The organism is Streptomyces sp. NBC_01445 (genome assembly GCF_035918235.1).
Taxonomy (GTDB): Bacteria; Actinomycetota; Actinomycetes; order Streptomycetales; family Streptomycetaceae; genus Streptomyces.
This window is the reverse complement of record NZ_CP109485.1, coordinates 2,516,953-2,542,325: the sequence shown is the minus strand read 5'-3', so window position 1 is coordinate 2,542,325 and position 25,373 is coordinate 2,516,953. Positions and strand designations below refer to the sequence as shown.

Annotated in this window: 21 protein-coding genes and 3 pseudogenes; 13 read left to right on the top strand and 11 right to left on the bottom strand. The window is 69.6% G+C overall.

Going from position 1 to position 25,373, the window contains the following annotated elements:
- Positions 1-16 precede the first annotated feature (16 nt).
- The 6 genes and pseudogenes from menC to OG574_RS11840 all read right to left on the bottom strand — a co-directional run bounded on the left by menC (position 17) and on the right by OG574_RS11840 (position 7,142).
- Positions 17-1,123 (bottom strand): o-succinylbenzoate synthase, encoded by a 1,107-nt coding sequence (gene menC, locus OG574_RS11865; RefSeq protein ID WP_326773172.1) that lies wholly within the window; start codon positions 1,121-1,123, stop codon positions 17-19.
- The gene (locus OG574_RS11860) at positions 1,120-1,971 is read right to left on the bottom strand and encodes a GNAT family N-acetyltransferase (protein ID WP_326773171.1); all 852 of its coding nucleotides are present in this window, start codon (positions 1,969-1,971) and stop codon (positions 1,120-1,122) included. Before OG574_RS11860 ends, menC begins: the two co-directional genes overlap by 4 nt.
- A gap of 130 nt (positions 1,972-2,101) precedes the next feature.
- The gene (locus OG574_RS11855; RefSeq protein WP_326773170.1) at positions 2,102-3,214 is read right to left on the bottom strand and encodes a M20 family metallopeptidase; all 1,113 of its coding nucleotides are present in this window, start codon (positions 3,212-3,214) and stop codon (positions 2,102-2,104) included.
- Positions 3,211-4,686 (bottom strand): amidohydrolase family protein, encoded by a 1,476-nt coding sequence (locus OG574_RS11850; RefSeq protein ID WP_116507060.1) that lies wholly within the window; start codon positions 4,684-4,686, stop codon positions 3,211-3,213. Before OG574_RS11850 ends, OG574_RS11855 begins: the two co-directional genes overlap by 4 nt.
- Positions 4,687-5,149: 463 nt before the next feature.
- Positions 5,150-5,779, bottom strand: a complete 630-nt coding sequence (locus OG574_RS11845) for a LysE family translocator (RefSeq protein WP_326773169.1) — start codon at positions 5,777-5,779, stop codon at positions 5,150-5,152.
- Positions 5,780-6,073: 294 nt separating this feature from the next.
- Positions 6,074-7,142, bottom strand: a pseudogene (locus OG574_RS11840) (integrase core domain-containing protein).
- Between the two features lie 416 nt (positions 7,143-7,558).
- On the opposite strand from OG574_RS11840, the gene OG574_RS11835 reads away from it, so the two are divergent.
- The gene (locus OG574_RS11835; RefSeq protein ID WP_326773168.1) at positions 7,559-8,581 is read left to right on the top strand and encodes an isopenicillin N synthase family dioxygenase; all 1,023 of its coding nucleotides are present in this window, start codon (positions 7,559-7,561) and stop codon (positions 8,579-8,581) included.
- Positions 8,582-8,594: 13 nt separating this feature from the next.
- Positions 8,595-9,959: a nucleobase:cation symporter-2 family protein gene (locus OG574_RS11830; RefSeq protein ID WP_326773167.1), complete on the top strand. Its 1,365-nt coding sequence runs from the start codon at positions 8,595-8,597 to the stop codon at positions 9,957-9,959.
- Positions 9,960-10,020: 61 nt separating this feature from the next.
- On the opposite strand, the gene OG574_RS11825 is transcribed toward OG574_RS11830, so the two are convergent.
- On the bottom strand, positions 10,021-10,611 hold the full coding sequence (locus OG574_RS11825) for a helix-turn-helix domain-containing protein (RefSeq protein WP_326773166.1): 591 nt from the start codon (positions 10,609-10,611) through the stop codon (positions 10,021-10,023).
- 105 nt (positions 10,612-10,716) lie between these two features.
- On the opposite strand from OG574_RS11825, the gene OG574_RS11820 reads away from it, so the two are divergent.
- The 11 genes from OG574_RS11820 to OG574_RS11770 all read left to right on the top strand — a co-directional run bounded on the left by OG574_RS11820 (position 10,717) and on the right by OG574_RS11770 (position 21,379).
- Positions 10,717-11,220 carry a flavin reductase family protein gene (locus tag OG574_RS11820; RefSeq protein ID WP_326773165.1) on the top strand — a complete coding sequence of 168 codons (504 nt, stop codon included), beginning with the start codon at positions 10,717-10,719 and terminating at the stop codon, positions 11,218-11,220.
- A complete protein-coding gene (locus OG574_RS11815; protein WP_326773164.1) occupies positions 11,217-12,104 on the top strand; it encodes an MBL fold metallo-hydrolase in 888 nt (295 codons plus the stop codon). The genes OG574_RS11820 and OG574_RS11815 overlap by 4 nt, the downstream gene beginning before the upstream one ends.
- Positions 12,101-13,303: an amidohydrolase family protein gene (locus OG574_RS11810; protein WP_326773163.1), complete on the top strand. Its 1,203-nt coding sequence runs from the start codon at positions 12,101-12,103 to the stop codon at positions 13,301-13,303. The genes OG574_RS11815 and OG574_RS11810 overlap by 4 nt, the downstream gene beginning before the upstream one ends.
- A gap of 101 nt (positions 13,304-13,404) precedes the next feature.
- Positions 13,405-14,151 (top strand): ABC transporter ATP-binding protein, encoded by a 747-nt coding sequence (locus OG574_RS11805; protein WP_326773162.1) that lies wholly within the window; start codon positions 13,405-13,407, stop codon positions 14,149-14,151.
- On the top strand, positions 14,148-15,158 hold the full coding sequence (locus OG574_RS11800; protein WP_326773161.1) for an ABC transporter permease: 1,011 nt from the start codon (positions 14,148-14,150) through the stop codon (positions 15,156-15,158). Before OG574_RS11805 ends, OG574_RS11800 begins: the two co-directional genes overlap by 4 nt.
- A 55-nt stretch (positions 15,159-15,213) precedes the next feature.
- Positions 15,214-16,380 carry a hypothetical protein gene (locus OG574_RS11795; RefSeq protein ID WP_326773160.1) on the top strand — a complete coding sequence of 389 codons (1,167 nt, stop codon included), beginning with the start codon at positions 15,214-15,216 and terminating at the stop codon, positions 16,378-16,380.
- Positions 16,380-17,777, top strand: a complete 1,398-nt coding sequence (locus tag OG574_RS11790; RefSeq protein WP_326773159.1) for an FAD-binding oxidoreductase — start codon at positions 16,380-16,382, stop codon at positions 17,775-17,777. The genes OG574_RS11795 and OG574_RS11790 overlap by 1 nt, the downstream gene beginning before the upstream one ends.
- A 2-nt stretch (positions 17,778-17,779) precedes the next feature.
- Complete coding sequence (locus tag OG574_RS11785) at positions 17,780-18,553, top strand: creatininase family protein (protein WP_326773158.1); 774 nt, start codon at positions 17,780-17,782, stop codon at positions 18,551-18,553.
- Positions 18,554-18,592: 39 nt separating this feature from the next.
- Positions 18,593-19,021, top strand: coding sequence for a cupin domain-containing protein (locus OG574_RS11780; RefSeq protein WP_326773157.1), 429 nt, complete (start codon positions 18,593-18,595; stop codon positions 19,019-19,021).
- Positions 19,018-20,634: an amidase gene (locus tag OG574_RS11775; protein ID WP_326773156.1), complete on the top strand. Its 1,617-nt coding sequence runs from the start codon at positions 19,018-19,020 to the stop codon at positions 20,632-20,634. Before OG574_RS11780 ends, OG574_RS11775 begins: the two co-directional genes overlap by 4 nt.
- Positions 20,627-21,379, top strand: a complete 753-nt coding sequence (locus OG574_RS11770; protein WP_326773155.1) for a cysteine hydrolase family protein — start codon at positions 20,627-20,629, stop codon at positions 21,377-21,379. Before OG574_RS11775 ends, OG574_RS11770 begins: the two co-directional genes overlap by 8 nt.
- A 343-nt stretch (positions 21,380-21,722) precedes the next feature.
- Here the strand turns inward: OG574_RS11770 and OG574_RS11765 are convergent, their stop codons facing one another.
- The 4 genes and pseudogenes from OG574_RS11765 to OG574_RS11750 form a co-directional block, all read right to left on the bottom strand.
- On the bottom strand, positions 21,723-23,408 hold the full coding sequence (locus OG574_RS11765) for a ribonuclease J (RefSeq protein WP_116507058.1): 1,686 nt from the start codon (positions 23,406-23,408) through the stop codon (positions 21,723-21,725).
- Positions 23,409-23,507: 99 nt separating this feature from the next.
- The gene (locus OG574_RS11760; RefSeq protein WP_326778438.1) at positions 23,508-23,729 is read right to left on the bottom strand and encodes a transposase domain-containing protein; all 222 of its coding nucleotides are present in this window, start codon (positions 23,727-23,729) and stop codon (positions 23,508-23,510) included.
- A 9-nt stretch (positions 23,730-23,738) separates the two neighbouring features.
- Positions 23,739-24,833: pseudogene (locus OG574_RS11755) on the bottom strand (integrase core domain-containing protein).
- A 64-nt stretch (positions 24,834-24,897) separates the two neighbouring features.
- Positions 24,898-25,306 (bottom strand): annotated as a pseudogene (locus OG574_RS11750) (helix-turn-helix domain-containing protein); the annotation flags it as partial.
- Positions 25,307-25,373 lie beyond the last annotated feature (67 nt).

Below are 25,373 nucleotides of genomic sequence, written 5' to 3'. Positions count from 1 at the left end.
GCGAATTCGTCGCGTGCTACGAACCGAGCCACACCTTCGAGGTCGTGACCTCCGCCAGCAGGTCGGGAATCGGCGTGACACCGAGGCCCGGCCCCTGGGGCACCGGCAGGTGTCCGTCCTTCAAGACGAACGGTTCGGTGATGTCGGTCCGGTAGAACCGGTCCGACGCCGAGGTGTCTCCGGGCAGGGTGAACCCGGGCAGCGAGGCGAGCGCGACGTTGGCCGCCCGGCCGAGCCCGGTCTCGATCATGCCACCGCACCACACGGGGATCCCATGGGCGGCGCAGACATCGTGCACCCGCCGCGCCTCGAGGTACCCGCCGACCCGGCCGGGCTTGATGTTCACGATGCGGCAGGCGCCGAGCGTGATCGCGTCGGCAGCGGAGCGGGCGGACACGATCGACTCGTCGAGGCAGACCGGCGTGCGGATGCGACGGGACAGCTCGGCGTGGCCCAGGAGGTCCTCCTCGTCCAGGGGCTGCTCGATGAGGAGGAGCTCGAAGGGATCCAGACGGGCGAGCTGGGACACGTCGGACAGGGTGTACGCCGTGTTGGCGTCGACCTGCAGCAGCACGTCGTCGCCGAAACGCTCCCTCACCGCTCGCACCGGCTCGACGTCCCAACCGGGTTCGATCTTCAGCTTGATCCGCACATAGCCGGCGTCGAGATAGCCGCCCACCACATCAAGGAGTTGGGGGACGGAGTCCATGATGCCGACCGAGACCCCGCACGGAACGGAGTCCCGTGCGGACCCGAGCGCGGCGGCGAAGGACAGGTCGTGTGCTCGCAGTTCGGCGTCGAGCACGGCCATTTCGAGCGCGGCCTTCGCCATCCGGTGACCCTTGAACCTGGCCAGAAGGGGCGCGACCCGGCTCGCGGTGCCCTCGCCCGCCTCCATCAGGGCCGGGACCAGGAAGTTCCGCAGCACGTGTTCGGCACCGTCGACGTATTCCGAGGAGTAGAGCGGCCCTCCCATGGTGACGCACTCGCCCCAGCCCTCGCCGTTCGGCGTCACGACGCGTACGAGCAGCAGTTCCCGTACGTCCTGCGTACCGAATGACGTCCGGAACGGTGCCACCAACGGCATCTGCACACGCAGAAGTTCCACACCACTGGGCTTCATGACGGCTTCTCCCTTGAGACCACGTACCATCCGGCACGATCGAATCCGACGACCCTGGCTTCCTCCGCCATCAGGCCTCCCAACACCTCCCGCAGCGCGACGCGCCACGCCTGGCCCCGGCCCGGGTCCGTGCGCCGGAGTGTCTCGATGTCCGACGGCACACCGACCAGGACGACCGGCCCGTCGGCCACTGCGGTCAGCGGGCCCCCGTCAGGTGCGACGGACAGGGCGGCTGCCGCACCGTGCTCCCGCAGCGCGTCGGCATCGACCCGGGCGGGCTCACCGAGCGAGGCGGCGGAGGCCACCGGGCCTGACAGGTCCCAACGGACCATCAGCCGGTCGGTGTCACCGGCGCCGTTGATGCCGTCGCGCATCGGCCCGTAGAAGTCGGGCAGGTAGCGCGCCGGACCGGCGCCGAGCTTGGCCAGGTTGAAATGCGCGTTCCGCCGGACCAGGGGATCGAACGTCCAGGTGATCAGCGAGACGTGCTGGCGCAACGCCCAGGCGCGCTGGTGCAGTTTGAGGGCGAACCCGATCCCCCGGCCGAGGCCTCGCGGCGCGACCCCGGCGATGTGACTGTGCAGGCTCGCCTTGGCCGGGCTACCGAAGAAGCCGAGGCAGGCTCCCAGGAGCTCGTCCCCTTCATACGCCCCCGCGACATAGTTCCCCGCCGCGGCCATCGCCCGCAGCAGCTCGGTCGTCACCGGTTGGGCACCGGCGCCCGGCTGCCAGATCGAGGCGAAGAGCCGGCAGACCTCGGTCAGGTCGGACACCTCGGTCAGGTCCCGGATTTCCACACGTGAGGCGGCGGCCGCAGCGGTCGCGGCGGCCAGCGCGGCTGCACTCACAGCCGGGGAAACCAGAGCTGACTCATGTGTCGCAAGATGGGTCACGGGACTGTCCTTTCCGGGCTTGCCTGGCGGGCCACGGTGGTGCCGCGCCAGGGTTGTCCGCCGCGTTCGTCGTGGCGCACGGAGCTCATTTCGCCGACACGGCGTCGATCAGGGCGGTCAACAGGGCAGTGCGCCGCGGCAGTTCGGCGACGACGACATGTTCGTCGTCGGCGTGCGCACCGCCGCCCACGGCACCGAGGCCGTCGAGGGTGGGGACCCCGAGTCCGGCGGTGAAGTTCCCGTCCGAGGCACCGCCGACAGCGGCGGCGGTGAGATTTCCGAGACCGAGTTCGGCAGCGAGCGTCGCGGCGAGGTCGAACAGCCCCGAGGACGCGTCCGCCTGCAGCGGCGGGCGGTTGATGCCACCCGAGATCCGGATCCGCGAGCCGTCGAGTACGGGCCTCAGGTCCCGCACGGCCTGATCGACCCGCCGCTGTTCCGCTTCGTCCCACACACGTACGTCGACCGCCACGCCGGCACGCGCGGGAACGGTGTTGGTCGTGGTACCGGCGGACAGGGCCGTCGGCACGACGGTCGTACCCCGTTCGGCGTCGGCGAGTGCGGCGACGGCGAGGATCTGGTGCGCCACCTCCACTCCGGCGTTCACACCCTTCTCCGGTTCGAGCCCGGCGTGCGCGGCCCGGCCGTCCACGTCGATCCGGTACAGGGAGACGCCCTTGCGGCGGCACTTGAGCGCTCCGCCGTCGGCCGACGCCTCCAGCACGAAGACCGCTTCGCAGCCGCGAGCCTCATCCTCGATCAGGCGCCGCGACGACGGGGAGCCGATCTCCTCGTCGCCGGTGACGAGGACCGAAAGACCCGAGCGGTTCCCGGCGGCCGCGGCGGCGTGCAGCGCCATCACGACGCCCGCCTTCATGTCGAAGCAGCCCGGCCCGCGCAGCACTCCGTCCAGGACGGAGTACGGGTGCGTCTCCAGCGATCCGGCGGGCCACACGGTGTCGTGGTGCCCGAGCAGCAGCACACGCGGCGCCTCGCCGAAGCGCCACCTCAGATGCGTACACCCGTCGATCACCACGCGGTCCGGTTCCGCGTCCAGCAGCCTGCGCCCCAGCGCCGCCACGACGTCTGCGCTGCGGGCGACGGCTTCGTGATCGGAGGACGGCGACTCGCACCGCACCAGGGTCTCGATGTCGGCGAGGAGCGCCTCCACCGTCGCTTCGGAACGCGTCGCCGTCATCGCGGCTCACCTCGCAGCGGCTGTCCGGCGAGCGCGTCGACTTGAAGCTCCCCCGCACTGACCACCGGAACACCACCGACGAACAGGTGCCGCACGCCCACGGACGGCCGCGTGGAGTCGAAGTAGGTCGCGCAATCGGTGATCGTCACCGGGTCGAGGACGACGATGTCGGCGTCCGCGCCGACGCCGAGGTGTCCCTTCCCCCGCGCGCCCGGCGCCACGTCGTCGAGGACGCGCGCCGGCAGGTGGGCACAGCGCCGGAACGCCTCCGGCCAGTCCCAGGCGCCGCTCTCCCGCACCATCACGCGCAGCGTCTTGGTGAACGTTCCCGCGGTGCGTGGGTGCGTCGTTCCCCCGGGCGGCAGCGGCCACTCGGTGCTGTCGTTGCTGCCGTCGGGCCAGTAGACCGGCATCGCGTCACTGGCGACGATCGCGTCTGGGAAGGCCAGCGCCTGGTGCAGCATCGCGAGATCGCACGAGTTGCCCTCGTCGAGGAACTCCAGAATGCAGGGCGCCCCGGGGTCAGTGTTGCGCAACTGCCGCAGGCGCCCCTCGTCGGCGATGCGTTCCCCCGATTCGAGCATCACGACGCTCGACGGGGACAGGCCCTTCATCCGCAGGCGTTCGGCGTCGAGGAAGGCCGCGCCGATCGCGGTGCTGCCCGCCCCGTAGGGGTAGGCCTCGACCGTCACCCGGGATCCCGACCGCCGTGAGCCGTCCAACGCGCCGAGTACCCGGTCGATGTGGTGGCCCGACGTGCTGTTGACGTGGCAGTGGTGCATCGCGGCGCCGGTCTCGGCCGCGGCGATGACGATCTCCTCGGAGCCGTCCGCCGGAGTGCCGGGATCCACCTCGACCAGCTCACGGACGTGGGTGTACGTCGGCACACCGGCCTTCGCGGCGAGCCGGGCGACGGCGAGGAACTCGGCCGGATCACTGTGCGGCGCGTACCCGAGGAGGACTCCGATACCGAGCGCTCCTGCGGCCAGTTCACCCTCGATCAGGGCCAGCCATTCGGCGAGTTCACGATCGGTGGAGGAGCGCTGCCATGCGGGGTTTCCCAGCACCGCGAGGCCGCTCCCGATCTGTGCGTCGGGCTGAATACCGGCGAGCACCTGGGCCCGGGCGCCGCCCCACGAGGCGGAAAAGCCGTAGTGCAGCGGGCGTCCGTCCGCGGCGGCCTCGGCGTACGCACGCCCGATGGGCATGAGGCCCGACTCCAGGTCGAGGGCCGTCGTCACACCGTCCATGGCCTGCAGCCGCTGCCCCGCGACGGAGTGCACGTGGCTGTGCAGGTCGACGAACCCCGGACCGACGACCAACCCCGTGACGTCGACGACCTCGCATCCCGGTGGCACGTCGAGCCCCGCGGCCACAGCTCTGACCACGCCGTCGGACACGAGGACGTCGGCGATGCCGTCGAACCCTGTTCCCGGATCAATGACACGGCCGCCACGCAAAAGTGTCTGCACGCTTTCGTCTCCTCGTCGAGGACGCACTGGAGCACCTGCTGGTCTCCAGTGCGACCCTAGGAGGGGGATCAGGCACCGCTGTTGGTCCATGCCGACGAATCCGTGGCCGCCTGTTCATACGCGCCGACGAACCCGGCCCGGAGCACCGCGAATGCCCCGGGTCGCACGTAAACGGCCACTGCCGTCCGGCCGCCGCTTCCGTGGGGTGGCCGCGGAGCAGCGCACGCGTGGGCAGACCGGTGGCAGCCAGGCCGAGGAAGACCGTGTCGGCCACCAAGGCGACCGCCGCGCCGGCGGAGATTTGAGGTGCGGCACCGGTGAGGCCGCGGGCGAGGGGAATGAGCGTGGTCCAGGCGATGCCGGCGCCGAGCCGGAGACCAGTGGCGGCCACCAGGAGTGCTTCCCAGCGCATCGTGCTCGGCTCCTCCAGTCCGGTACAGGGTGGGGAAACCCCGGTCCGAGCTCAGACGGAGGCGGTCGCGACCGCGAGGCCGAAGCCGATCAGCACGACGCCTGTGGTCCGCCCCAGAGCGCGGCGGATCCGCGGCTTCTCGAGGGTCCGCTCGCCCTTGGACAGCAGGAACACGTAGCTGCCCATCCAGGCGAGCGTGAGTGCGGCGTGGAGGACGACGAGGAGCGTCATGGCCAAGGTTGCCGGAAGTCGGGGCGGCGCCAGCGTGGGGAGCAACCCGGTGTAGAAGACGGCGATCTTCGGATTGAGAACGTTGCTGATCAGTCCCGTCCGCCATGGGCTCCCCGTGGGCCGGGCCCCGGTACTGCCGGGACGGGTTGCGATGGCGGGCGCGGCGGGGCGGTTCTGCCACAGTGCCTGCGCGCCCAGGAACACCAGGAAGCCGGCGCCCAGGAGCTTGACGGTCAGATATGTCGAGGGCGAGGCGGCCAGCACGGCGGCGAGTCCGGCCATCGTGAGCGCGCCCCAGACCAGCAGCCCGGACGCGATCCCGCCCACGGTCCGCAATGCGTCCGCGGGCCCCGCCGAGAGAGCGCGCCGGGTCACCACGGCCATGTCCGGGCCGGGCACGACGGTCAGCAGGCCAAGTACACCGACCGCTGCTGCGACATGGGTCAGCATGTGGCCTTCGGCGGTCACTGAGTCGCAGCGGAACCGTTCGGACGCTGCGGAGGCGGAAGCAGGAGCGGCAGTGAGGAGCATTGCGGCGCCAACCCCGGGGCACGACGCAGCACGTCGTAGGGGAGGAGCGGCCAAGGTCACCAGGCGCTGCTCCACCCGGTTGTGCTGGAATACGAGTCCAGCAGGTCCACCACGAAGACCGAAGAGTCATTCGGCCGCGGTCGTCAGCTCGAGCCGGGTCCTGCGCCGCTCGAAAATATGATCCGGTGCTGTGAGCTGCGGCGAGGCCTTAGGTCAGGCGGTTCTCTGGTACTGGTTGATCAGGCCTCCGAGGAGGCGTTGACGCCGGATCCGGTGGGCCTGGAGGTCGGTGACGGTGGCCGGGGTGGCCGGTTCGGCGCTGTCCGGGGGCAGTTGCTGCCGGGACTGGTGGGGGCGGTGCCCGTTGTAGTGCCTGATGTATTCGGCCAGGACTGCGCGAGCATGGGCCTCGTTGTAGATCAGCATGCGGTCGAGGAGCTGGCGGCGGAGGGCGCCCACGACTCGCTCGCAGATCGCGTTCGCTTTGGGCGCCTGCGGCGGGCTGAGCGGGATCTCCACGTCGTTGGCTTCGAAGACGGCGTCGAAGGTGCGGGTGTATTTGCTGTCCCGGTCCCGGAGGAGGAAGTGCAGGGAGTCCATCCGGTGCCCCTGCGTCATGGCAAGGTTCCTGGCCTGCTGGACGGTTCACGCGGTGGTGGGGTGGGCGGTGACGCCGGCGAGGTGGACGCGGCGGGTGCCGTGTTCGATGAAGATCAGGGCGTACAGGGGCTTGAGCGCCACGGTGTCGAGGTGCAGGAAGTCGGCGGCGATGATGCCGTGGGCCTGGGTGGTGAGGAATTGACGCCAGGTGGGGCCGGAGCGCTGCGGGGCGGGGCCAACTCCCGAGGAATGCAGGATCTCCCATACGGTGGCCGAGGCGGGCGAGTTCGCCTTGTATCCGGCGGTGGCCCCAGCTGTTGTTCTCCCGAGCCAGGCGCAGGATGAGCTGTTTGACGGTGGATGCGGTGGAGGGTCTGCCCGGGCGGCAGTGTCGGGGGAAAGTCCACGTCCGGGCAACGAGTGGTCGGTGCCAGCGCAGCAGTGCGGTGGGGGTGACTGCGAAGGCTTGACGCCAGTGCTCCCGCGGGACGAGCCGGGAGAGGACGGCGAGCCAGATCCGGTCGGCGGGCTCGTAGCGGACCCGGGCGATCTGGCGGCGCAGCACGGCGTTGTTGTGCCGCAACGCCAACACCTCCGCATCCTTGGCCAGGTGGCTGCGGAACACGGCAGCGGGCACCTTGATCAGATTCCGGACCAGCGTGGTGACGATCGACAGCGACATCGAAGGATCATCCCAAGCGCCGTGGAGGCCGTTGCCCCGCGTGGAGAAGCTGCACGCCAGAGCCGGAATCGTATTTGCGAGCGGGACAGGCGGGCGGCGCCGAGCACAGCATCTGGGGTATGGCCCCGACTTCGGCCGTACTGCCGCCACACCCACGTCGCCGTTCGTCGTGGACGTGCTGCCGCAGTAACAGAACTGGTTCTCGGATGAAACACGGTGCCGCCAGGCTGACTTCATCGCGCATGGCCCTTGTCGACGGGGCGTATGCCAGCCCACGGCGCCGGGCCCACGGACGGGTCCGAGGCCGACCGTGCCCGCGGACCTCTGAGTGTCCGCGGTGGGGGTGCAGGGGCGGTGACTGCACCTCGTAGGACTCGGAGAACACCACTTCGACGTACTCAGGAGTACTTGCCGCGATGAACGACATCACGACGCGTGCTGTGCCGCACACGAGGCCCCGATCGACGTACGGCCTCGCCGAACTCGACAAGGAAACCCGCATGGGCGGGGCCGGAACCGAGACCACGGCCCGGGAGATCCGCCGCATCGACCTCTCCGACTTCGAGGCCCGCAAGGCCGAGATCACCGAGGAGCTGTGGGCGGCGGCCACGGACATCGGGTTCTTCCAGCTGGTCAACCACGGCATCGAACAGGCCCTGGTGGACGAGGCGTTCACGAACGCCGAGGCATTCTTCGCGCTGCCCGAGGCCCACAAGGCCCGGCATGGGCTGAAGAAGGGCCTCAACTCCGGGTGGGAGTCCATGACCCAGGTCAGGCCGTCCGTCGGGACACCGGACCAGAAGGAGTCGTACCAGGTCACCCGCCCTCACATGGAGGGGCTGTGGCCCGACGACGTCCTGCCCGAATTCCGGCTGCGCGCCCTCGACTTCGAGACGTGCTGCCGCGAGGTGGCGATGCGGGTCCTGTCCTGCTTCGCCGACAAGCTGGGCTTCGCCGGCGACTTCTTCATCCGCGCCCATGACCCTCGGAGCAGGCACCACCAGTCCACCCTGCGAATGCTGCACTACTTCGCGATCCCCGAGGAGGCCGAGCCCGACCCGAACGTGTGGCGGGCCGGTGCGCACACCGACTTCGACTGCCTGACGCTGCTCTTCCAGCGGGACGGGCAGGGCGGCCTGCAGGTGTGCCCGGGAAAAGAGGCCGAGGCCCAGGAGTGGACGCCCGTGGCGCCCTCGGCCGACGCCATCACCTGCAACATCGGCGACATGCTGATGCGGTGGAGCGACGACCGGCTTCCGTCCAACTTCCACCGGGTCAAGTCACCGGGTCCCGGCGAGGACCGAGGCGCCCGCTACAGCATCGCCTTCTTCGCCCAGGCCGACCGCGACGTGGTGATCGAGGGGCCGGACGGCCGATATCCGCCGATCACGGCGGAGCAGTACATCCAGCAGCGCATCGCCGCCAACTTCACACGATAGAGGTTCTCTTGTGATGATGTCCGCGAGGAAGCGGGTGCCGTTCGGGCGGCTCGCGGTGCTGGGTCTCCAGCACGTTCTGGTGATGTACACGGGCTGTGTCACGGTGCCGCTCGTCTTCGGCGCGGCCGCCGGGCTCGATGCCTCGACCATTGCTCTGCTCATCAACGCGGACCTGCTGGTCGCGGGCGTCGTCACGATGATTCAGGGCGCGGGCGTCGGGAGGGTGCTCGGCGTCCGCATGCCCGTGATGGCCGGCGCGGCCTTCACCGCTGTGACGCCGATGATCCTGATCGCCGGTGAGTACGGGCTCCAGGCCGTATACGGTTCGATGCTCGCCGCCGGGATCTTCGGTCTGCTCGTCGCCTGGCCGTTCGCCAAGGCAGCGCGCTTCTTCCCGCCGCTGGTGAGCGGTGTGGTGATCACTGTGGTCGGCCTGGCGCTGATCGGTGTCGGCGTAAACCTCGTCGTCGGCAGCGATCCCAAAGCGGCGGACTACGCGGCGCCGTCGCGCCTCGCACTCGCCGCCCTCGTCGTCATCGTGATCCTGTTGGTGGCGAGGTTCGGCCGGGGCTTTCTGGCCCAGACCGGCGTCCTGCTCGGGCTGCTGGCCGGTACGGCGGTCGCGGTACCGCTGGGTCTGGTGGACCTGTCCGCCGCCCGTGGCGCCGACTGGATCGGGGTGAGCACTCCGTTCCACTTCGGCGCGCCCGAGTTCCCGCCCGTCGCGGTCATCTCCATGTGTGTCGTGATGCTGGTCCTGTTCGCCGAGTCGACCGCGGACCTGATCGCGGTCGCCGAACTCACCGGCAAGGAGCTGACGACCGCTGACATGGCACGCGGGCTGGCCGCCGACGGCCTGTCCGGGGTGCTCGGCGGAGTGATGAACGCCTTCCTCGACACCGTCTTCGCCCAGAACGTGGGCCTGGTGTCGATGACCCGGGTGGGCAGCCGCCATGTGGCCACCGTCGCGGGCGCCATCCTGGTTGTCCTGGGCCTTGTTCCCAAGCTGGGGGCGGTGGTGGCCGGGTTGCCCGGACCGGTCGTGGGCGCGGCGGGACTGGTCATGTTCGCCACGGTCGCTGCCGTCGGCATCAGCACACTGCGGAAGGTCGAGTTCGAGGGAACGCAAAATCTGCTGATCGTCGCCGTGTCGATCGGCGTGGGCCTGGCGCCCGATGTGGCACCGGACCTCTACTCCCGTTTCCCGGACGGTGTGCGCATCGTGCTGGGCTCACCGGTGACGAGCGCGACCCTGATCGCGTTCGGGCTGAACCTGGCCTTCAACCGGACCCGCCCGGCACGCACGGCGCACGACGAGGCAGTGGCAGAGAAGCAGACTCGGCCGACGTCCACCACCCCGGCGGAATACGTCCCATAGCGCAGGTCCGTGGTCGAGCCGACTGAACGACCTCTACAACTGTCGCTCTTTGCTCGGCGTTCTAGCGAGGGGCGTTCTGTACGGTGAGGATGTGCACCCCGGAGGGGTCCTGATCCTCCAGAACCCGCCAGCGGTGCGGGGTTCCGCCTGGGTAGAGCAGGCTGTCACCGGTGTGGAGGCGGTGCAGTTCGCGGCCGCCGGGGCCCAGTAGGTCGACCTCGATCGCGCCGTGTGTCACATAGAGGAACTCATCGCCCGGGTGGTCGTAGTACTCCTCGAAGTCGGTGGGTCCTCCCGTGTATTCGACCGGATGGACGGCGAATTGGGGTGCTCCGAGCATCCGGGCCGAGCCGCCGCTGTTGGCGACGGGGGTGCCGGTCCCTTCCCGTACGACATGGATGTCGGCGGGGAAGGTTGCCGAGTGCGCCAACAGGGCCTGTTGGGTGGTGCCGAGCGCCTGGGCGATCCGGTGCAGCGAGGGCATGCTCGGGCGGGTCAGCCCGCGTTCCAGCTGGCTGAGGAAGGGGTGCGAAAGGCCTGCGCTGCCCGCGAGTTGGACAAGGGTGAGGCCGCGCTTCTTGCGTAGCCGACGGATCGCGTTGCCGAGCTGCTGGTCCGGATCGGCGGGGGTTTCGGTGGGGCGGTCTGCCATGGCGGAAATCCTAAGCGGTCACTTCGGAGTGGGATTTACTCCCGCGAAACACATGTCTCTTACGCTCGATGTTGATGTGACGAACATTCTAGGCGAGGAGCCCGAATGACCGCGACCACCGCCGACCGACCCGCCACGGCCGGGTTCCTCGATGCCATGGCCGCCCTCGCGGGCGGCGTCTGCGTCGTGACCGCCGCCGCGGCCGATGGCACACCTGCCGGATTCACCAGCACCGCCGTGATGAGCCTCAGCCGCGCGCCGCAGTTGATCGCGATCGGTGTCCAGCGCGGCAGCCGCACCCTGCCGCTGCTCCATGGCCGCGGCAGGTTCGCCCTCAACATACTTGCCGCGGATGGCGAACCCGTCTCGCGGCGGTTCGCCGATCCGGCCGTCGACCGATTCGCCGGGCTGGAGTGGACGACGGGAGAGGGAGGTGTGCCGCTGCTGCTCGCGCAGAGTGCGTACGCCGTGCTGTGCCGTGTACGGGAAGAGGTGGCGGCCGGGGACCACCTGCTGCTGATAGCCGACATCGAGGAGATCATCCCCGGCCAGGGCGGGTTCAGCGCTCTCGTCCACCAAGCCCGCCGCTACCACGGCATCGGCGCATGAGCGGGCGCGACTGGTTCTCGGTACGGGAGACCGGACCCGGGACCTTCCTCATCGCCGAGCCCGGGCACGTCAACAGCTATCTCGTCGTGGGCGACGACCTCGCCCTGCTGTACGACACCGGGATGGGCATCGGGGACATCGGGCGCGAGGTGCGCGCGCTGACCTCGCTGCCGCTGCTCGTCGTCAACTCCCACCACCACTACGACCACCGGGGTGGCAACGCCTCGCTCGTGGGCGAGGCCAAGGAATTCGCCGTCCACGAGGCGGGTGCAGACCTGCACGGCGAGCCCGCGCCGCGCGAGTGGCTCGAGACGTACGAGCACATAGCCCAGGACATGCGACAGCGCTACATCGAGCTGAGCGCACTCTCCGCCGAGGGCTTCTTCCTCACCGACTCGCGGATCGAGGTGCGGCCCGTCCCCGAACTGACCCAGTGGCGTATCGACGCGGTGCGCCCGACCCGGCTGCTCAGGGAAGGGGAGGAGCTCGATCTGGGCGGCCGGAGGCTGCACGTCCTGCATACCCCCGGGCACTCGCCCGACGGCATCTGCCTCTGGGAGCCCGGGAGCGGCCAGCTCCTCGCCGGCGACACCCTGATCAGCGGCACCTTCTTCGCCCATGTGCCGGGCGCCGATGTGCCCGCATTCGCCGCATCGACTCGGCGACTGGCCGAGCTCCCGGTCAGAACAGCCCTGTTGGGACACAACCTCCGCCACCGTGAGGGCCATTACTTCGTGGGACGGGTCGCCGAGGCTTTCGATCAGGTGGCACGCCGACGGACCCGCCCGGTCCGTCGCCAGGACATGTTCGGCGCGCCCGCGATGTGGCACGCCTTCGATGGCTTCGCGGTACTCACCGCACCGGAGAATGGGGACGGGCGATGACGGCGACGGCACTGCTGCTGCGCGGGGCGCGGCTGTCCGAAGGGCAGGTCCGGGACGTACTGATCGAGGACGGGCGGGTTTCGGCCGTTGCGCGGGCCGGTCAACTCCCTTCCGCGGGTGAGGAGATGGACCTCTCCGGCTTCCTGCTGCTGGCCGCCCCCGCCGAACCCCACGCCCACCTCGACAAGGCCCTCACCTGGGACCTGGCCGGTGCACCGCCCTGCGACCTGCCGGGGGCGGTCGCCGCCTGGCACGGCTATGCGGAGCAGGTGACGGAGGAGGGCGTGCTGGTCAGAGCCGGCCATGCCCTGGACGAGTTGGTCGCCAATGGTGCGACTGCCGTCCGCACCCACGCCGACGTCCTGCCCGGCCCCGATCCGCTCCGAGGGCTGCGGGCGCTGCTGCGGCTGCGCGCGGAGCTGAGTGAGCGGGTCGCGCTGCAGATCGCCGTACTGCACGTCGAGGCGCCCGACGAAGTCCTCAACCAGGCGCTGGAGTTGGGGGCCGACCTGCTCGGTGGCTGCCCGCACCTCTCCGACGACCCGCAGGCCGCTGTCGCCCGGGCCCTGACCATCGCCGAGCGGCATGGCGTCGGTGTCGATCTGCATGCGGACGAGCATCTCCGTCCGGACCCGAAGGATCTGCTGCTGCTCGCCCAGGAGGTACGGGACCGGGGCTTCGCCCACGGTGCGACCGCCAGCCACTGCGTGGGACTGGGCGGTCTGGACCCTGCCGAGGCCGCCCGGATCGCCAAGGAGGCGGCGGCATCCCGGATCGGGGTCGTCGCACTGCCGCTCACCAACCTTTACCTCCAGGGCCGCGATACCCCTGCCCGCACCCCGCGCGGTCTGACCGCCGTACGCGCCCTCCTGGACGCGGGCGTGCCCCTGGCCGGGGGTGGCGACAACATCCGCGACCCCTTCAACCCGGTGGGCAGGGCCGACCCGTTGGAGACCGCCGGACTCCTCGTCACGGCAGGTCACTTGACGCTGCGCGAGGCCGTCCATGCGGTGACCGCCGGCGCCCGCACGGTCCTCGGGCTACCCGCCGCAGGGCCGTACGAGGGTGCGATCGCCGACCTCCTCGCCGTACGGGCTGACTCGCTTTCCGGGGCCGTCGGGGCCTCGTACCCGGACCGGATCGTCTTCAAGGGCGGGCGAGCGGTGAGCTGTACCACGGTGATCCGCGAAGCGCTCTGACTGGTCCAGGGCGTAAACGCCCGAGACATCCCCGCGAAACAATGAATGTTGATGCTACGAACATCAGTGAACGCATCACAGTCCTGACGGAAGGAGCCGACGTGGCGACAGCAGTGCAGACGGCGCTGAGTTTCGCAGCCGTCGACAAGCGTTTCGACAGCGGGACCACCGCGCTCTCGGGTGTGGATCTCCGCGTCGGGGCAGGGGAGTTCGTGGCGGTCGTGGGCCCTTCCGGATGCGGGAAGTCCACACTGCTGCGGCTCGCCTCTGGGCTGGATGCCCCCAGTGCGGGGGAGATCGACACCCCGGGCGGGGACGTCGGTTACGTCTTCCAGGATGCCACCCTGCTGCCCTGGCGCAGCGTCCTCGCCAATGTGGCGCTGCCCGCCGAACTGGCCGGCCGCCCCAAGAACGAACGGCACGAGCGCGCCATGGACGCTATCCGTCTCGTCGGCCTCGACGGCTTCGAGAAGCAGCTGCCGGGACAGCTCTCGGGCGGGATGCGGATGCGGGTCTCGCTGGCCCGCGCGCTGATGATGCGCCCCGCGCTCTTCCTCTTCGACGAACCCTTCGGCGCGCTGGACGAGATGACTCGGCTTCGTATGCAGGAGGAGCTCCAGCGGATCTTCGCGGAGACGGGATTCGCGGGTCTCTTCATCACACACTCGGTGACCGAGGCGGTGTTCCTGGCCAACCGGGTCGTGGTGATGTCGGCCCGACCTGGACGTATCACCGCCGAGTTCGAGGTGCCGTTCGCTCACCCCAGGCCTGCATCGCTCCGTTACGAACCGGAGTTCGCCGCGATCGCGGGCGCGGTCTCCGCAGCCCTGCGAGGAGACGCCCAGTGACCACGAACACCCCGGCCGCCGACGTGCCGACTGCCCACGCAACCCCTGCCGCTTCGGTCACAGTCGGCTCGAGCTGTGAACCGTCTGCCGCCTCCGAGCCGGTCGTCACCGGTTCGAGCGCTGCCGCTCCGTCCCACGAGGGGAAGGCCTCCGGGCGCCAGTCCGATGCTGCTGCCGCCGCCACAGTCGAGATTTTCCCGGCCGCCGAGGCGCCCGCCCGCACCCGCCGCAGCCCCGTCGCCCTGCTCGCCCCCATCGGCTCGCTCGCCATCGCCATCGGCCTCTGGTACGCGGTGAGCTACCTGCTCCTCGCCCCCGCCCGCCGCTTCCTCGTACCGCCACCGCATCAGGTCCTCCAGGTCGCCGTCCTCGACTGGACCCACCTGCAACCCATGCTCCAGGCCCTCGCCCTCACCGCGCAGGTCGCTCTCGCGGGGCTTGCCATCGCCGCCGTCCTCGGCATCACCGGGGCCGTCGTGATGAGCCGCGCCCGCTGGCTGGAGCGCTCCCTCTATCCGTACGCCGTCATCCTGCAGACCGTCCCGATCCTCGCCATCGTCCCCCTCATCGGCCTCTGGTTCGGCTTCGGCTTCACCAGCCGGGTCGTCGTCTGCGTCCTCATCGCCCTCTTCCCGCTGATCGCCAACACCCTCTTCGGACTGCAGTCCGTGGACCGCGCCCACCACGACCTCTTCACCCTCCAGAAGGCCAGCGGCGGGGCCCGCCTGCGCAAGCTCGAACTGCCCGCGGCACTCCCCGCCATCTTTACCGGACTGCGTACCTCCTCCGGGCTCTCCGTCATCGGCGCGATCGTCGGCGACATGTTCTTCAAGCAGGGCGCGCCCGGCATCGGCACCCTCCTCGACGTCTACCGCTCACGGCTCCAGTCCGAGGACCTCTTCGCCGCGATCATCCTCGCCTCCCTCTTCGGGGTCGCCGTCTTCGCGCTCTTCACCCTCCTGTCCCGCCTCGCCGTCGGTTCCTGGCACGCGTCGGGCCGCAGCTGAGCCGGCCCCCACCCCCTCTCCGCTTCCTCGTCAGAGCCCCTTCCGGGAGACAGCCATGCCAATTGCCGCCAGAAGAAGCCTTGTTGCGGGACTGAGCGCCTCGCTCCTTCTCGCCGCCACCGGCTGCGGCGCCGGCGCCACCACCGCCGGTTCGTCCGCCGACCTCAAGCCTGCTCCCGCTGCCCAGCGCCTCGACAAGGTCTGTCCCGCCACCGTCGTCGTCCAGGCCGACTGGGAGCCCGAGGCCGAACACGGTCCGATCTACAACCTGGTCGGTCCCGGCTACACCGTCGACACCGACAAGAAGCGGGTCACCGGCCCCCTCGTCATCGGCGGCGAGGACACCGGCGTCAAGATCCAGGTGCGGGCGGGAGGTTCGGCCGTCGGGTTCCAGAGCCCCGCCTCGCAGATGTACATCGACCAGTCCATCACCCTCGGCATGGTCACCACCGACAGCGCCATCCAGGCGTCCGGCAAGCAACCCGTCACCGCGGTTGCCGCGCTGATGAAGAAGAGCCCGCAGGTCCTGATGTGGGACCCCAAGACCCACCCGGACTGGCAGAGCGTCGCCGATATCGGCAAGAGCGGTGCCAAGGTCGTCTACCGCGACGGCGAGATCTTCGCCCCGATGCTGGTGTCGAAGGGCCTCATCAAGAAGAGCCAGCTGGACGGGAGTTACGACAGCGCGCCGTCCCGCTTCGTGGCCGACCCGTCCATCGCCCAGCAGGGCTTCGCGACTGCGGAACCGTACCTCTACGAGCACGAGATCGCCGCCTGGAAGAAGCCGGTCAGGTTCCGGCTGCTGGCCGATGTCGGATACACCGTCTACCCGCAGGCACTCTCCGTCCGCACCGGCGCACTGAAGAAGCTCAGCCCCTGCCTGAAGAAGCTGGTCCCCGTCATCCAGCAGTCGGCCGCCGACTTCGCCGCCGCACCGGACACAGCGATCACGCTCATCGACGACATCGTCAAGCAGTACGGCACGAGCTGGGTCTACTCCAAGGGCACCGGCCGGTACGCCGCCAAGGAGATGGTCAAGCTCGGCATCCTCGGCAACGAGGCCGACGGATCGATCGCGAGCTTCGACAAGAAGCGGGTCGCCGACTCCCTGAAGACCTTCGGGCCGATCCTCACCAAGGGCGGCGTCAAGATCCCGGCCGGGCTGAGCGCCGACGACCTGGCGACCAACGAATTCATCGACACCAAGATCGGAATGAAGTGATGGCCGTCGACCCCAAGGGCACGACCCTGTCCGCCGCCGAACTGCGCCGGATGACCGAACTTGTCGCAGACGAAGCGATGCTGGGCGCCGACACAGGTGCCACGCACCGCACCCCCGGCATCGACGAATTCTGTACAGAGGCTGCCGCACTGCTGGGTGAGAATGCCGTCGTACGCGAGGACTCCGCCCTCGACAAGGCGTCCCGCGACTGGGCGCACATGTCGCCGATCCTCGCCGCCAAGCTCCCTGCCGGTCGCGCCGAGGTGGTGTTGCGCCCGTCCTCGTATGAGCAGATCCAGCCCCTCGTCGCCCTCGCCCATCGCCTGCGCATCCCGCTCACCCCGCGCGGCAAAGGCACCGGCAACTACGGCCAGGCGATCCCGCTGCACGGCGGCGCCGTCCTCGACCTCACCGGATGCGGACGCATCCTGGGCGCGGGCGACGGGTGGATCCGGGCCGAGGCGGGCGCGAAGATGTCCGATCTGGAGGCGCATGCGCGCACGCTGGGCCAGGAGCTGTGGATGTTCCCCTCCACCTTCGGGACATCGCTCGGCGGCTTCCTCTCCGGTGGGAACGGCGGCACGGGATCGCTCGCCAATGGCACCAACGGGGACGGTTTCGTACAAGAGTTGACTGTCGTCCCGTGCACAGCGGAGGCCGAGCCCTTCACCGTACGCGGCGAGGAAGCACTCCCGTACATCCACACCTACGGCACCACCGGCATCACCACGACCGCGACCGTCGCGCTTCAGCCGGCTCGCGTCTGGACCGGCCTTTTTGCCTCCTTCGACACCTGGACCTCCGCCACCGCCGCGCTCAGCGACCTCGTACGCCTGGAGCCCGCCCCACGTCTGGTCTCCCTCGACGAGCGCGGCCTCGTCGAGACCTTCGAGGCGGACCCGGCCCTCGACCCGGCCGCGCTGAGCGTCCGCGCGATCATAGAGGAGCAGGCCGGGGACGACGCTCGGGCGATCATCGAGAAGCACGGCGGCCGGGTGACGGAGGTACGTCCCGCGCCGCGCGGTCCCGCCCTCATCTCCTCGCTCTCCTTCAACCACCCCACGTATCACCTGATGAAGGCCCAGGACGGCTACTTCCACCTGGAGATCGGCGGCGACGTACTGCTCGGCGACCCGGCGGCGGTCAAGGCCGTCTTCCCTGGCACGGTGCTGCACCTGGAGGGGATGCGCTCGGGGACGGTCGGCATGCTGATGGCGCACTACCAGGACGAAGCCACCGTGTACGAGGGGATCGCTGCTCTGGAGGCACTGGGCGTTGGCGTCCATGACGTCCACAACTGGTACGTCGACCGGCGCCTCGACCTCGTCCGTGCCACCGCCCGTACCGCCGACCCGCTGGGGCTCCTCAACCCCGGCCACCTCCTGGGAGCGCGCTGACCGTGACTTTCACCCGCTTCACCGACCTCAGCGGACCGTCGGTCACCGACCTGTCCGCCGACACCGTGGCCGTCCTTCCCGTCGGTGCGATCGAGCAGCACGGGCCCCATCTTCCCGTCGCCACGGACTACTTCATGGCGGAGGCGATAGCGAAGGGCGCCGCCCTGGCCGCATCCGACAGCTGCGACATCACGCTGCTGCCGGGCCTCGCGTACGCCAAGTCCGACGAACACGCCTGGTCGCCCGGGACGCTGTGGCTCAGTGCCTCGACGCTCTTCGCGGTACTGGACGACCTCGGACGGTCCCTCGACAAAGGGCCCGTCCGGCGGCTCGCGTTCCTCAACGCACACGGCGGCAACAGTGCGCTGCTGGGAGTCGCTCTGCGCGAACTCCGCACCAAATACGGTCTGTTCACCTTCCTGCTGCACGCCGCGCTCCCCGCGGACCAGGGCGGCGCGTCCCCGTCCGGCGAGCTGGGTCTGGGGGTGCACGGCGGGCTGAACGAGACCGCGGCGATGCTCCACCTCCACCCGGAGACTGTGGACATGTCGCTGGCCGAGCGGAGTGTTCCCGAGCATCTGACCGCCTACGAGCACATCGGCTTCGGCAAGTCCGTCTCCTTCGGCTGGACGAGCGACGACTTCGGTACGGGCAACGGCGTCATCGGCGACCCCACCGGAGCCACCCCCGAACTCGGCCGCAAGCTCGTGGACACCGCGATCGCCGACAACGCGGCCGCATTGCGCGAATGCGCCCGCTTCCTGCCTTCCGCCTGACCGCCTCTTCCTGAACGCCTGACGTCGAGGACACCTGCCATGGCCATCCCCCCGCTCCACAAGCCGCTCAGCGAGATCACCGCTCACCACATCACCGCGGGCGACACGGTCAAGCTCGCCGTCCTCACCGGACCGGCTGACGGCTCACCGACCACCGTCGTCTTCGAGGTGTGGGAGCCGGGCGGCGCCCAGCCGCTCAACTGGCACCCCGAGTCCGTGGAGACCTTCGTGGTGCTCGCGGGCGAGGGCCGCGCGGTCAGCGATGAGCACGAACGCGACCTCGCACCGGGTGATGTACTCGTCCTGCCCGTCGGCTCCAAGCATCGGATCACCAACACCTCGGCCACCGAGCGGCTCTACACCCTCACGATCATGTCCCCCGACGAGGGCTTCGCCGACCTGATCCAGCGCGGCCCCTTCGTGGTGCTCGACGACGCGGACCTGGCCGTCCTCGGAGCCGTCCGATGAGTTATGTGCCCTCCCGGGGGGCAACCCCCGGACCTCCGGCCGGACAAGCAGGCCGGACCGCCACGCCCCAGCCCCCTGACGGGGCGAACCACAGCGATCTGCTCGAGGCCTTCTGGTCCTACGAACAGGCCCTCGCCGCCAATGACTTGGCGGGCCTCGACCACTGGTTCCTGGACGCCCCGGACACGGTGCGCGCCGAGGGCTCCATGGTGCTGAGCGGGCATGCGGCCATCTCGGACTTCCGTCGCGGCCGCAGCGGAGGAGCCCCGGCCCGAACGGTCGAGCGCGTCCATGAGGTGCGGATCGCCGAGGACGTCGCCGTACTGACCGCCGAAACGCTGCGGGCCGGAGGGTCGCGCGGGATGCAGACACAGGTGTGGCGGCTGACGGGGGAGGGCTGGCGGATCGCGGCCGCTCACGTCAGCGCGGTGCCAGATCCGGTGGCGGACGAGGCTCCGGACCCTGCGGTGTGGCGGGTCGTGGGCGAGCCGCTGGTCGCCGGGGCGCAGGAGGGGCCGCTCGCCGGTGTACGTACTGCCGTCAAGGACCTCTTCGCTGTTGCCGGACAGCGGATCGGCGGGGGCAACCCGCAGTGGCTGGCCGATGCGCCGGTGGAGCACCGACATGCCGACGCAGTAAGGGAATTGATCGGCGCGGGCGCCCAGCTCGCCGGGATCGCCCAAACCGACGAACTCGCCTTCAGCCTCGCGGGGACCAACATCCACTACGGCACCCCCGTCAACCCCGCCGCCCCCGGCCGGATCACCGGCGGCTCCAGCAGCGGCCCGGCGGCAGCGGTCGCCCGCGGCTGGGTGGATCTGGGGCTGGCCACGGACACCGCGGGCTCGATCCGGGTCCCCGCCTCCTACTGTGGCCTCTACGGCTGGCGCCCCACCCACGGAGCCGTCCCCACCGGCGGCCTGCTCCCGCTGGCCCCGTCCTTCGACACGGCGGGATTGCTCGCCCGGGACCCCTACCTGTTGCGTACAGCGGCGACGGTGCTCCTGCCCCGGGACGACGAAGCCCAGATGACCACGCTTCTGGTCGACGACGCCCTCACCGCGCTCGCCGAACCCGAGGTCCAGGCATCCTTCGAGGCCGCATGCCGGGCGCTTTCCCTCCGTATCGGCCTGGACCTCGTACGGATCGACACCGGCGTGGCCCCACACCTGGAGGAGTGGCTGCCCGCCTTCCGTACCGTCCAGGCGGCCGAGGCATGGGCCGCGCACGGGGAGTGGATCGAGAAGCACCCAGGCGCGCTGGAGGCCGACATCGAGGCCCGGTTCGCCGGGGGGAGCCAGGTCGCGGAGGGTCAATTGCATGATGCCACCTCCGGGCTCCTGTCCGCCCGTTCGGTCATCGTCGAAGCCCTCCCGCCCGGTACTGCGCTCCTTCTCCCCGCCACGAGCAGCCCGGCCCCCCGCCCCGACGCGACGCCGGCTGAGGTCGAGACCGTACGAGCCGCAACCCTCCGCCTCACCTGCCTTGCCTCGCTCGCCGGGCTGCCCGCCGTCACCATGCCTCGGCTGCGGGTCCGCGACTTCCCGGTCGGCCTCTGCGCGATCGGCGCACCGGGCACGGACCACGCCCTCCTGGAGCTGACCCATGCATGAGATCGGCCCCAACTCCCGCAACTCCTGGCGCGCGGACGTCACACACGTCGACCTCCGCCGCCTGCAACGCCCGGCCCGCCCCGTGACCGTGGAGGCTCGGCCCCAAATCCTGACGCTCGACCTGGCCTCAACGGCGATCGTCGTCATCGACATGCAGAACGACTTCTGCTCGCCCGACGGCTGGCTGGCCTCGATCGGCGTGGACGTGTCCCTGGCCCGCGCCCCCATCCCCGTACTCCAGCGGTTCCTCCCCGCCCTCCGGGCGGCCGACGTCCCTGTCGTCTGGCTCAACTGGGGCAACCGCCCCGACCGCGCGAACCTCCCGCCCGGTGTCCTCCACGTCTACGACCAGGACGGAACCGGAAGCGGCCTCGGATCCCAACTGCCCACGGGGGAAAAGGTCCTGGAACGCGACAGCAAGTCCGCCGACATCACCGCCCCCCTTTTCGCGGTACCCGGTGACCTGCACATCGCCAAGTACCGCATGAGCGGCTTTCAGGACACCGAACTCGACAGCGTCCTGCGCAATCTCCGCGCCGACACACTCCTCTTCGCCGGAGTAAACGCCGACCAGTGCGTCCTCGCCACCCTCATGGACGCAGCGAGCCTCGGCTACGACGTGCTGATGCTGGAGGACGCGGTGGCCACCACCTCACCCGCGTACTGCATGGACGCCACCGTCTACAACGTCCGCCAGTGCTTCGGCTTCACCCTCACCGCCACAGACCTCGAGGAAGCCCTGTGACCCTCCTCCAACCCCACCGGGCCCCGTCGACGGCGACCAATACCGCCCGCAGACCCAGCCGCGGCCCACTGGGGTCTGCTTCACAATGCCCACTCCAAGCCGGCCCTTTCGGTCCCCTCTGGCGTGATCGTCAGCCTCGACACCATCGGCAAACCGCATCTCTGCCTTGTTCAGGTCGGCCCAGCAAAAGTCGAGCGTGCCGCTGGCGACTGTCGCCGCTCGGGAGCTGCCGATCGGCGCAATCTGCGTTGCCACTCCGGCTGCTCCGGTGGCTGCTGACTTCCGTGCCCGACCTCGATGCTCGCGGGGCCGCGACCGGAACCGGGGACCGTGCTGCCGGGGCTCAGGCGTCGATGATGACGGGGATGATGAGGGGCTTGCGGCGGTGGGTGCGGAACGCCCAGTTCGCCACAGCGCGGGCGAGGAGCTGTTCGAGTTGGCGCGCGTCCCCGACGCCTTCCTCAGCCGCGGTGGACAGGGTCTTCTCGATGACGGGGACGACCGGCTCGAAGGTGGTGTCGTCGTGGACGAAGCCGCGGGCCAGGAAGTCGGGGGCCTCGGCGAGGGCGCCGGTGTCTGCGTCGACGATCGCCACCACCGTGACCACGCCTTCGGCGGCGAGGGTGAGGCGGTCCTTGAGGGACGCTTCGGTGGCGCCGCCGACTTCCATGCCGTCCACGTAGACGTTGCCGGCGGGGACCTTGCCGGTGATGGACGCGCGCCCGTCGACGAGGTCGACGACGACGCCGTCCTCGGCGATGACGACCCGGTCTGGGTCGACACCGGTACGGATGGCGAGGTCGCCGTTGGCCCGCAGGTGGCGCCATTCGCCGTGCACGGGCATGACATTGCGGGGTTTGACGATGTTGTAGCAGTAGACGAGTTCGCCAGCGCTGGCGTGCCCGGAGACGTGGACCTTGGCGTTGCCCTTGTGGACCACGTGGGCGCCCCACCGGGTAAGTCCGTTGATGACGCGGTAGATGGCGCTCTCGTTGCCGGGGATGAGGGAGCTGGCGAGCAGGACGGTGTCGCCCTTGCCGATGCGGATCTGGTGGTCGCGGTTGGCCATCCGTGACAGCGCGGCCATAGGTTCGCCCTGGGAGCCGGTGCACACCAGAGTGATCTTGTGGTCCGGGAGCTTCTCCAGCTCCTTCGTGCTCACGACCAGACCGGACGGGACCTTCAAATAGCCCAGTTCACGGGCGATGCCCATGTTGCGGACCATCGACCGGCCGACGAAGGCGACCTTGCGGCCGTGCTGGTGGGCGGCGTCCAGGACCTGTTGGATGCGGTGCACATGGCTGGCGAAGCTGGAGACGATGACCCGGCGCGGCGCGGTGCGCATCACCTGCTCGATCGCCGGGTTCAGCTCACGCTCGGAGGTGGTGAAGCCGGGTACTTCGGCGTTGGTGGAGTCGGTGAGGAACAGGTCCACGCCCTCCTCGCCGAGGCGGGCGAAGGCGCGCAGATCGGTGATGCGGTCGTCGAGAGGGAACTGGTCCATCTTGAAGTCGCCGGTGTGCAGCACCATCCCGGCGCCGGTGCGGATCGCGACCGCGAGGCTGTCCGGGATGGAGTGGTTGACCGCCACGAACTCGCAGTCGAAGGGCCCGAAGCCGCGCCGGTCGCCCTCCTGCACCCGCACCGTGCGCGGCCGGATGCCGTGTTCCTTGAGCTTGGCCTCCAGGAACGCCAGCGTCAGCTTGGAGCCGACGACGGGAATGTCGGACCGCTCGCGCAGCAGGTACGGCACGCCGCCGATGTGGTCCTCGTGGCCGTGGGTGAGTACCACGGCCACGATGTCGTCCAGCCGGTCCCGGATCGAGGTGAAGTCCGGCAGGATTACGTCCACGCCGGGCTGGGTCTCCTCGGGAAACAGCACGCCGCAGTCGACGATGAGCAGCTTGTCGGCGTGCTCGAAGACGGTCATGTTGCGGCCGATCTCACCTAGGCCGCCCAGGGCGATGACCCGCAGCCCTCCTTCGGGAAGGGGCGGGGCGGCTTTCAGCTCGGGGTGCGGATGACTCATACCTTGACGTTACCCGGGGCGGGGGTGATCCACTGCCTGTGTGATCTCTTCTTCCCGACGGAGCGGGGCACCCGCAGCGGCTGCCGCGGGTCAATCGGATTACGCCGGCGGCTGGTACAGGGAGTGGTGAAGGCGCAGCTTGCCCCACACCAGCCCGGCGCCCAGATGCTCGAACAGCCCGAGCGCGAGCACGAAGTTCACCCCGACGGGAGAGGAGAGGCTCCGCAATCGTTGCTCACGTGCCCCGGTCTCCTCCAATACGGCGTCTAGCAACTCTGGCGGGACGACCTGCGTTAACTCTGCGCCTGGCGAAAAGTCTATCCATGCTGTTCAGGCGGCATGTTGGTATTCGTGGAGGACTCCGCCGAGGCGGTCTCTTCGGCGTCCGTCGAGGTGGGAGGTCTGTGCAGGGGGAGCGGTTCGGGGACGGCGCGCAGGGGTGCTGCCTGGTGCATCGCTTGGTGAGGCCGGTGGAGGTTGTGGTGCAACTCGAACCGGCGGAGCGCGTGGCGCAGGTGGTGCTCGTTCCAAATGAGGGTGCGGGCCAGGAGTTCGTGGCAGAAATCTGGACCCAGCGTTCCATGATGGCGTTCATGCGTGGTATCCGGACGCCGGTGAGGACGACTCGGATTCCAGCGTCGCTCAGTGTCTCGTCGAAGAGGGCGGGGGTACTTCGCGTCCCGGTCCCGGATCAGGTACGTGACGGTGGAGTTAGTGTCAGTCAGGTCCGTGGCCAGGTTGCGGGCGGCCTGAGTCAACCAGGCCGCGGTGGGGTGCGCGGTGGCGCCGAGGATTCGGACGCGGCGGGTGGCGTGCTCGATGACCGCGAGGTTGTACTGGCGTCTGCCGGTTAGGGTGACGGTCTTGATGAAGTCGCAGGCCAGGAGGGCGTCGGCCTGTGAGCGAAGGAAGTCGCCCCAGGTGGTGCCGGCCCGGTCGGGTACGGGGTCGATGCCCTCGGCCGTGAGGATTTCCCAGACGGTGGAGGCGGCGGTCTGGATGCCGAGGGTGGTGAGTTCGCCGTGCGCCCTGCGGTAGCCCTACGAGGGGTTCTCTCGGACCAGGCGGAGGATCAGCGCGCGAATTGAGAGGGCCGTGGGCGGTCGGCCCGGCCATTTCGGCCGGCATGTGCGGGCATGGCGCCGCTTCATCAGATCGCGGTGCCATCGCAGCACGGTGTCAAGCCGTATCAGGAGCCGTAACCGGGGTAGGACCTGACGGGGGCAGCGGCACTAGCAGAGCGGCAAGCAACGCCCGGTCTTCCGGAGCGAGTCTCACCCGGTCCGTACCGAGCTGTCGCTCAAGGACGGTGAGCTGGTGGCGCAGGGCGAGGATCTCCGCGTCTTTGTCGCGGTCGCTCATCGGCAGCAACCGCAGCGCGCCGAACAGGTTGGTGACGGTTAAATAGGCGAGAGAAAGCAGCACGAGTGCTTATCCTGCCGCACCGTCGAAGACGCTTCTGAGCTGCATAGACGACATTTTCGGCAGGCGCAGAGTTCCCTTGGATCCGTCGGCAGCCCCAGCGCGGATTCTCCTTGGCGAGCTGCAGCACCAGAGCCTTCACTGCAGGCCCGGTCGAAGGTCGGCCGGGCCTGTTCCGGCGCTTGCTGTAGTCCCACCTCAGGGCGAGCAGCCTGCGGTGCCACGCCAGCAGCCGTCGTGGGCGCCACCGGGAACACCTGCGCCCACTGGCGCCGGGGGATCAACGAGGACAGCCCTGCGAACCACAGCCGATCCGCTGGCTCGTAGCGAACCGGCTTCGTGAGCTGCCTGCGCAGCACCGCGTTCTCGTGCCGTGGCACCAGCAATTCCCCGTCCTTCGCCACGTCCCGGCGCAGCAGCACCGCCGGAACCGCGGGCCGTTTCCGCGCCACCTGGTACTCCAGTGAAGCGATCACTCGGACAGGGTTCCAGCAGACAGTGGCGCCACGCCAGACCGCCTCCGAGCAGTAGCGATGAGTTTCC

Bases quoted from the DNA above. Each gene is read 5' to 3' on its own strand.
- menC (WP_326773172.1), bottom strand. From the start codon at position 1,123: ATGAAGCCCAGTGGTGTGGAACTTCTGCGTGTGCAGATGCCGTTGGTG.
- OG574_RS11855 (WP_326773170.1), bottom strand. From the start codon at position 3,214: ATGACGGCGACGCGTTCCGAAGCGACGGTGGAGGCGCTCCTCGCCGAC.
- OG574_RS11845 (WP_326773169.1), bottom strand. From the start codon at position 5,779: ATGCTGACCCATGTCGCAGCAGCGGTCGGTGTACTTGGCCTGCTGACC.
- OG574_RS11835 (WP_326773168.1), top strand. From the start codon at position 7,559: ATGAACGACATCACGACGCGTGCTGTGCCGCACACGAGGCCCCGATCG.
- OG574_RS11830 (WP_326773167.1), top strand. From the start codon at position 8,595: ATGATGTCCGCGAGGAAGCGGGTGCCGTTCGGGCGGCTCGCGGTGCTG.
- OG574_RS11825 (WP_326773166.1), bottom strand. From the start codon at position 10,611: ATGGCAGACCGCCCCACCGAAACCCCCGCCGATCCGGACCAGCAGCTC.
- OG574_RS11820 (WP_326773165.1), top strand. From the start codon at position 10,717: ATGACCGCGACCACCGCCGACCGACCCGCCACGGCCGGGTTCCTCGAT.
- OG574_RS11815 (WP_326773164.1), top strand. From the start codon at position 11,217: ATGAGCGGGCGCGACTGGTTCTCGGTACGGGAGACCGGACCCGGGACC.
- OG574_RS11810 (WP_326773163.1), top strand. From the start codon at position 12,101: ATGACGGCGACGGCACTGCTGCTGCGCGGGGCGCGGCTGTCCGAAGGG.
- OG574_RS11795 (WP_326773160.1), top strand. From the start codon at position 15,214: ATGCCAATTGCCGCCAGAAGAAGCCTTGTTGCGGGACTGAGCGCCTCG.
- OG574_RS11790 (WP_326773159.1), top strand. From the start codon at position 16,380: ATGGCCGTCGACCCCAAGGGCACGACCCTGTCCGCCGCCGAACTGCGC.
- OG574_RS11780 (WP_326773157.1), top strand. From the start codon at position 18,593: ATGGCCATCCCCCCGCTCCACAAGCCGCTCAGCGAGATCACCGCTCAC.
- OG574_RS11775 (WP_326773156.1), top strand. From the start codon at position 19,018: ATGAGTTATGTGCCCTCCCGGGGGGCAACCCCCGGACCTCCGGCCGGA.
- OG574_RS11770 (WP_326773155.1), top strand. From the start codon at position 20,627: ATGCATGAGATCGGCCCCAACTCCCGCAACTCCTGGCGCGCGGACGTC.
- OG574_RS11765 (WP_116507058.1), bottom strand. From the start codon at position 23,408: ATGAGTCATCCGCACCCCGAGCTGAAAGCCGCCCCGCCCCTTCCCGAA.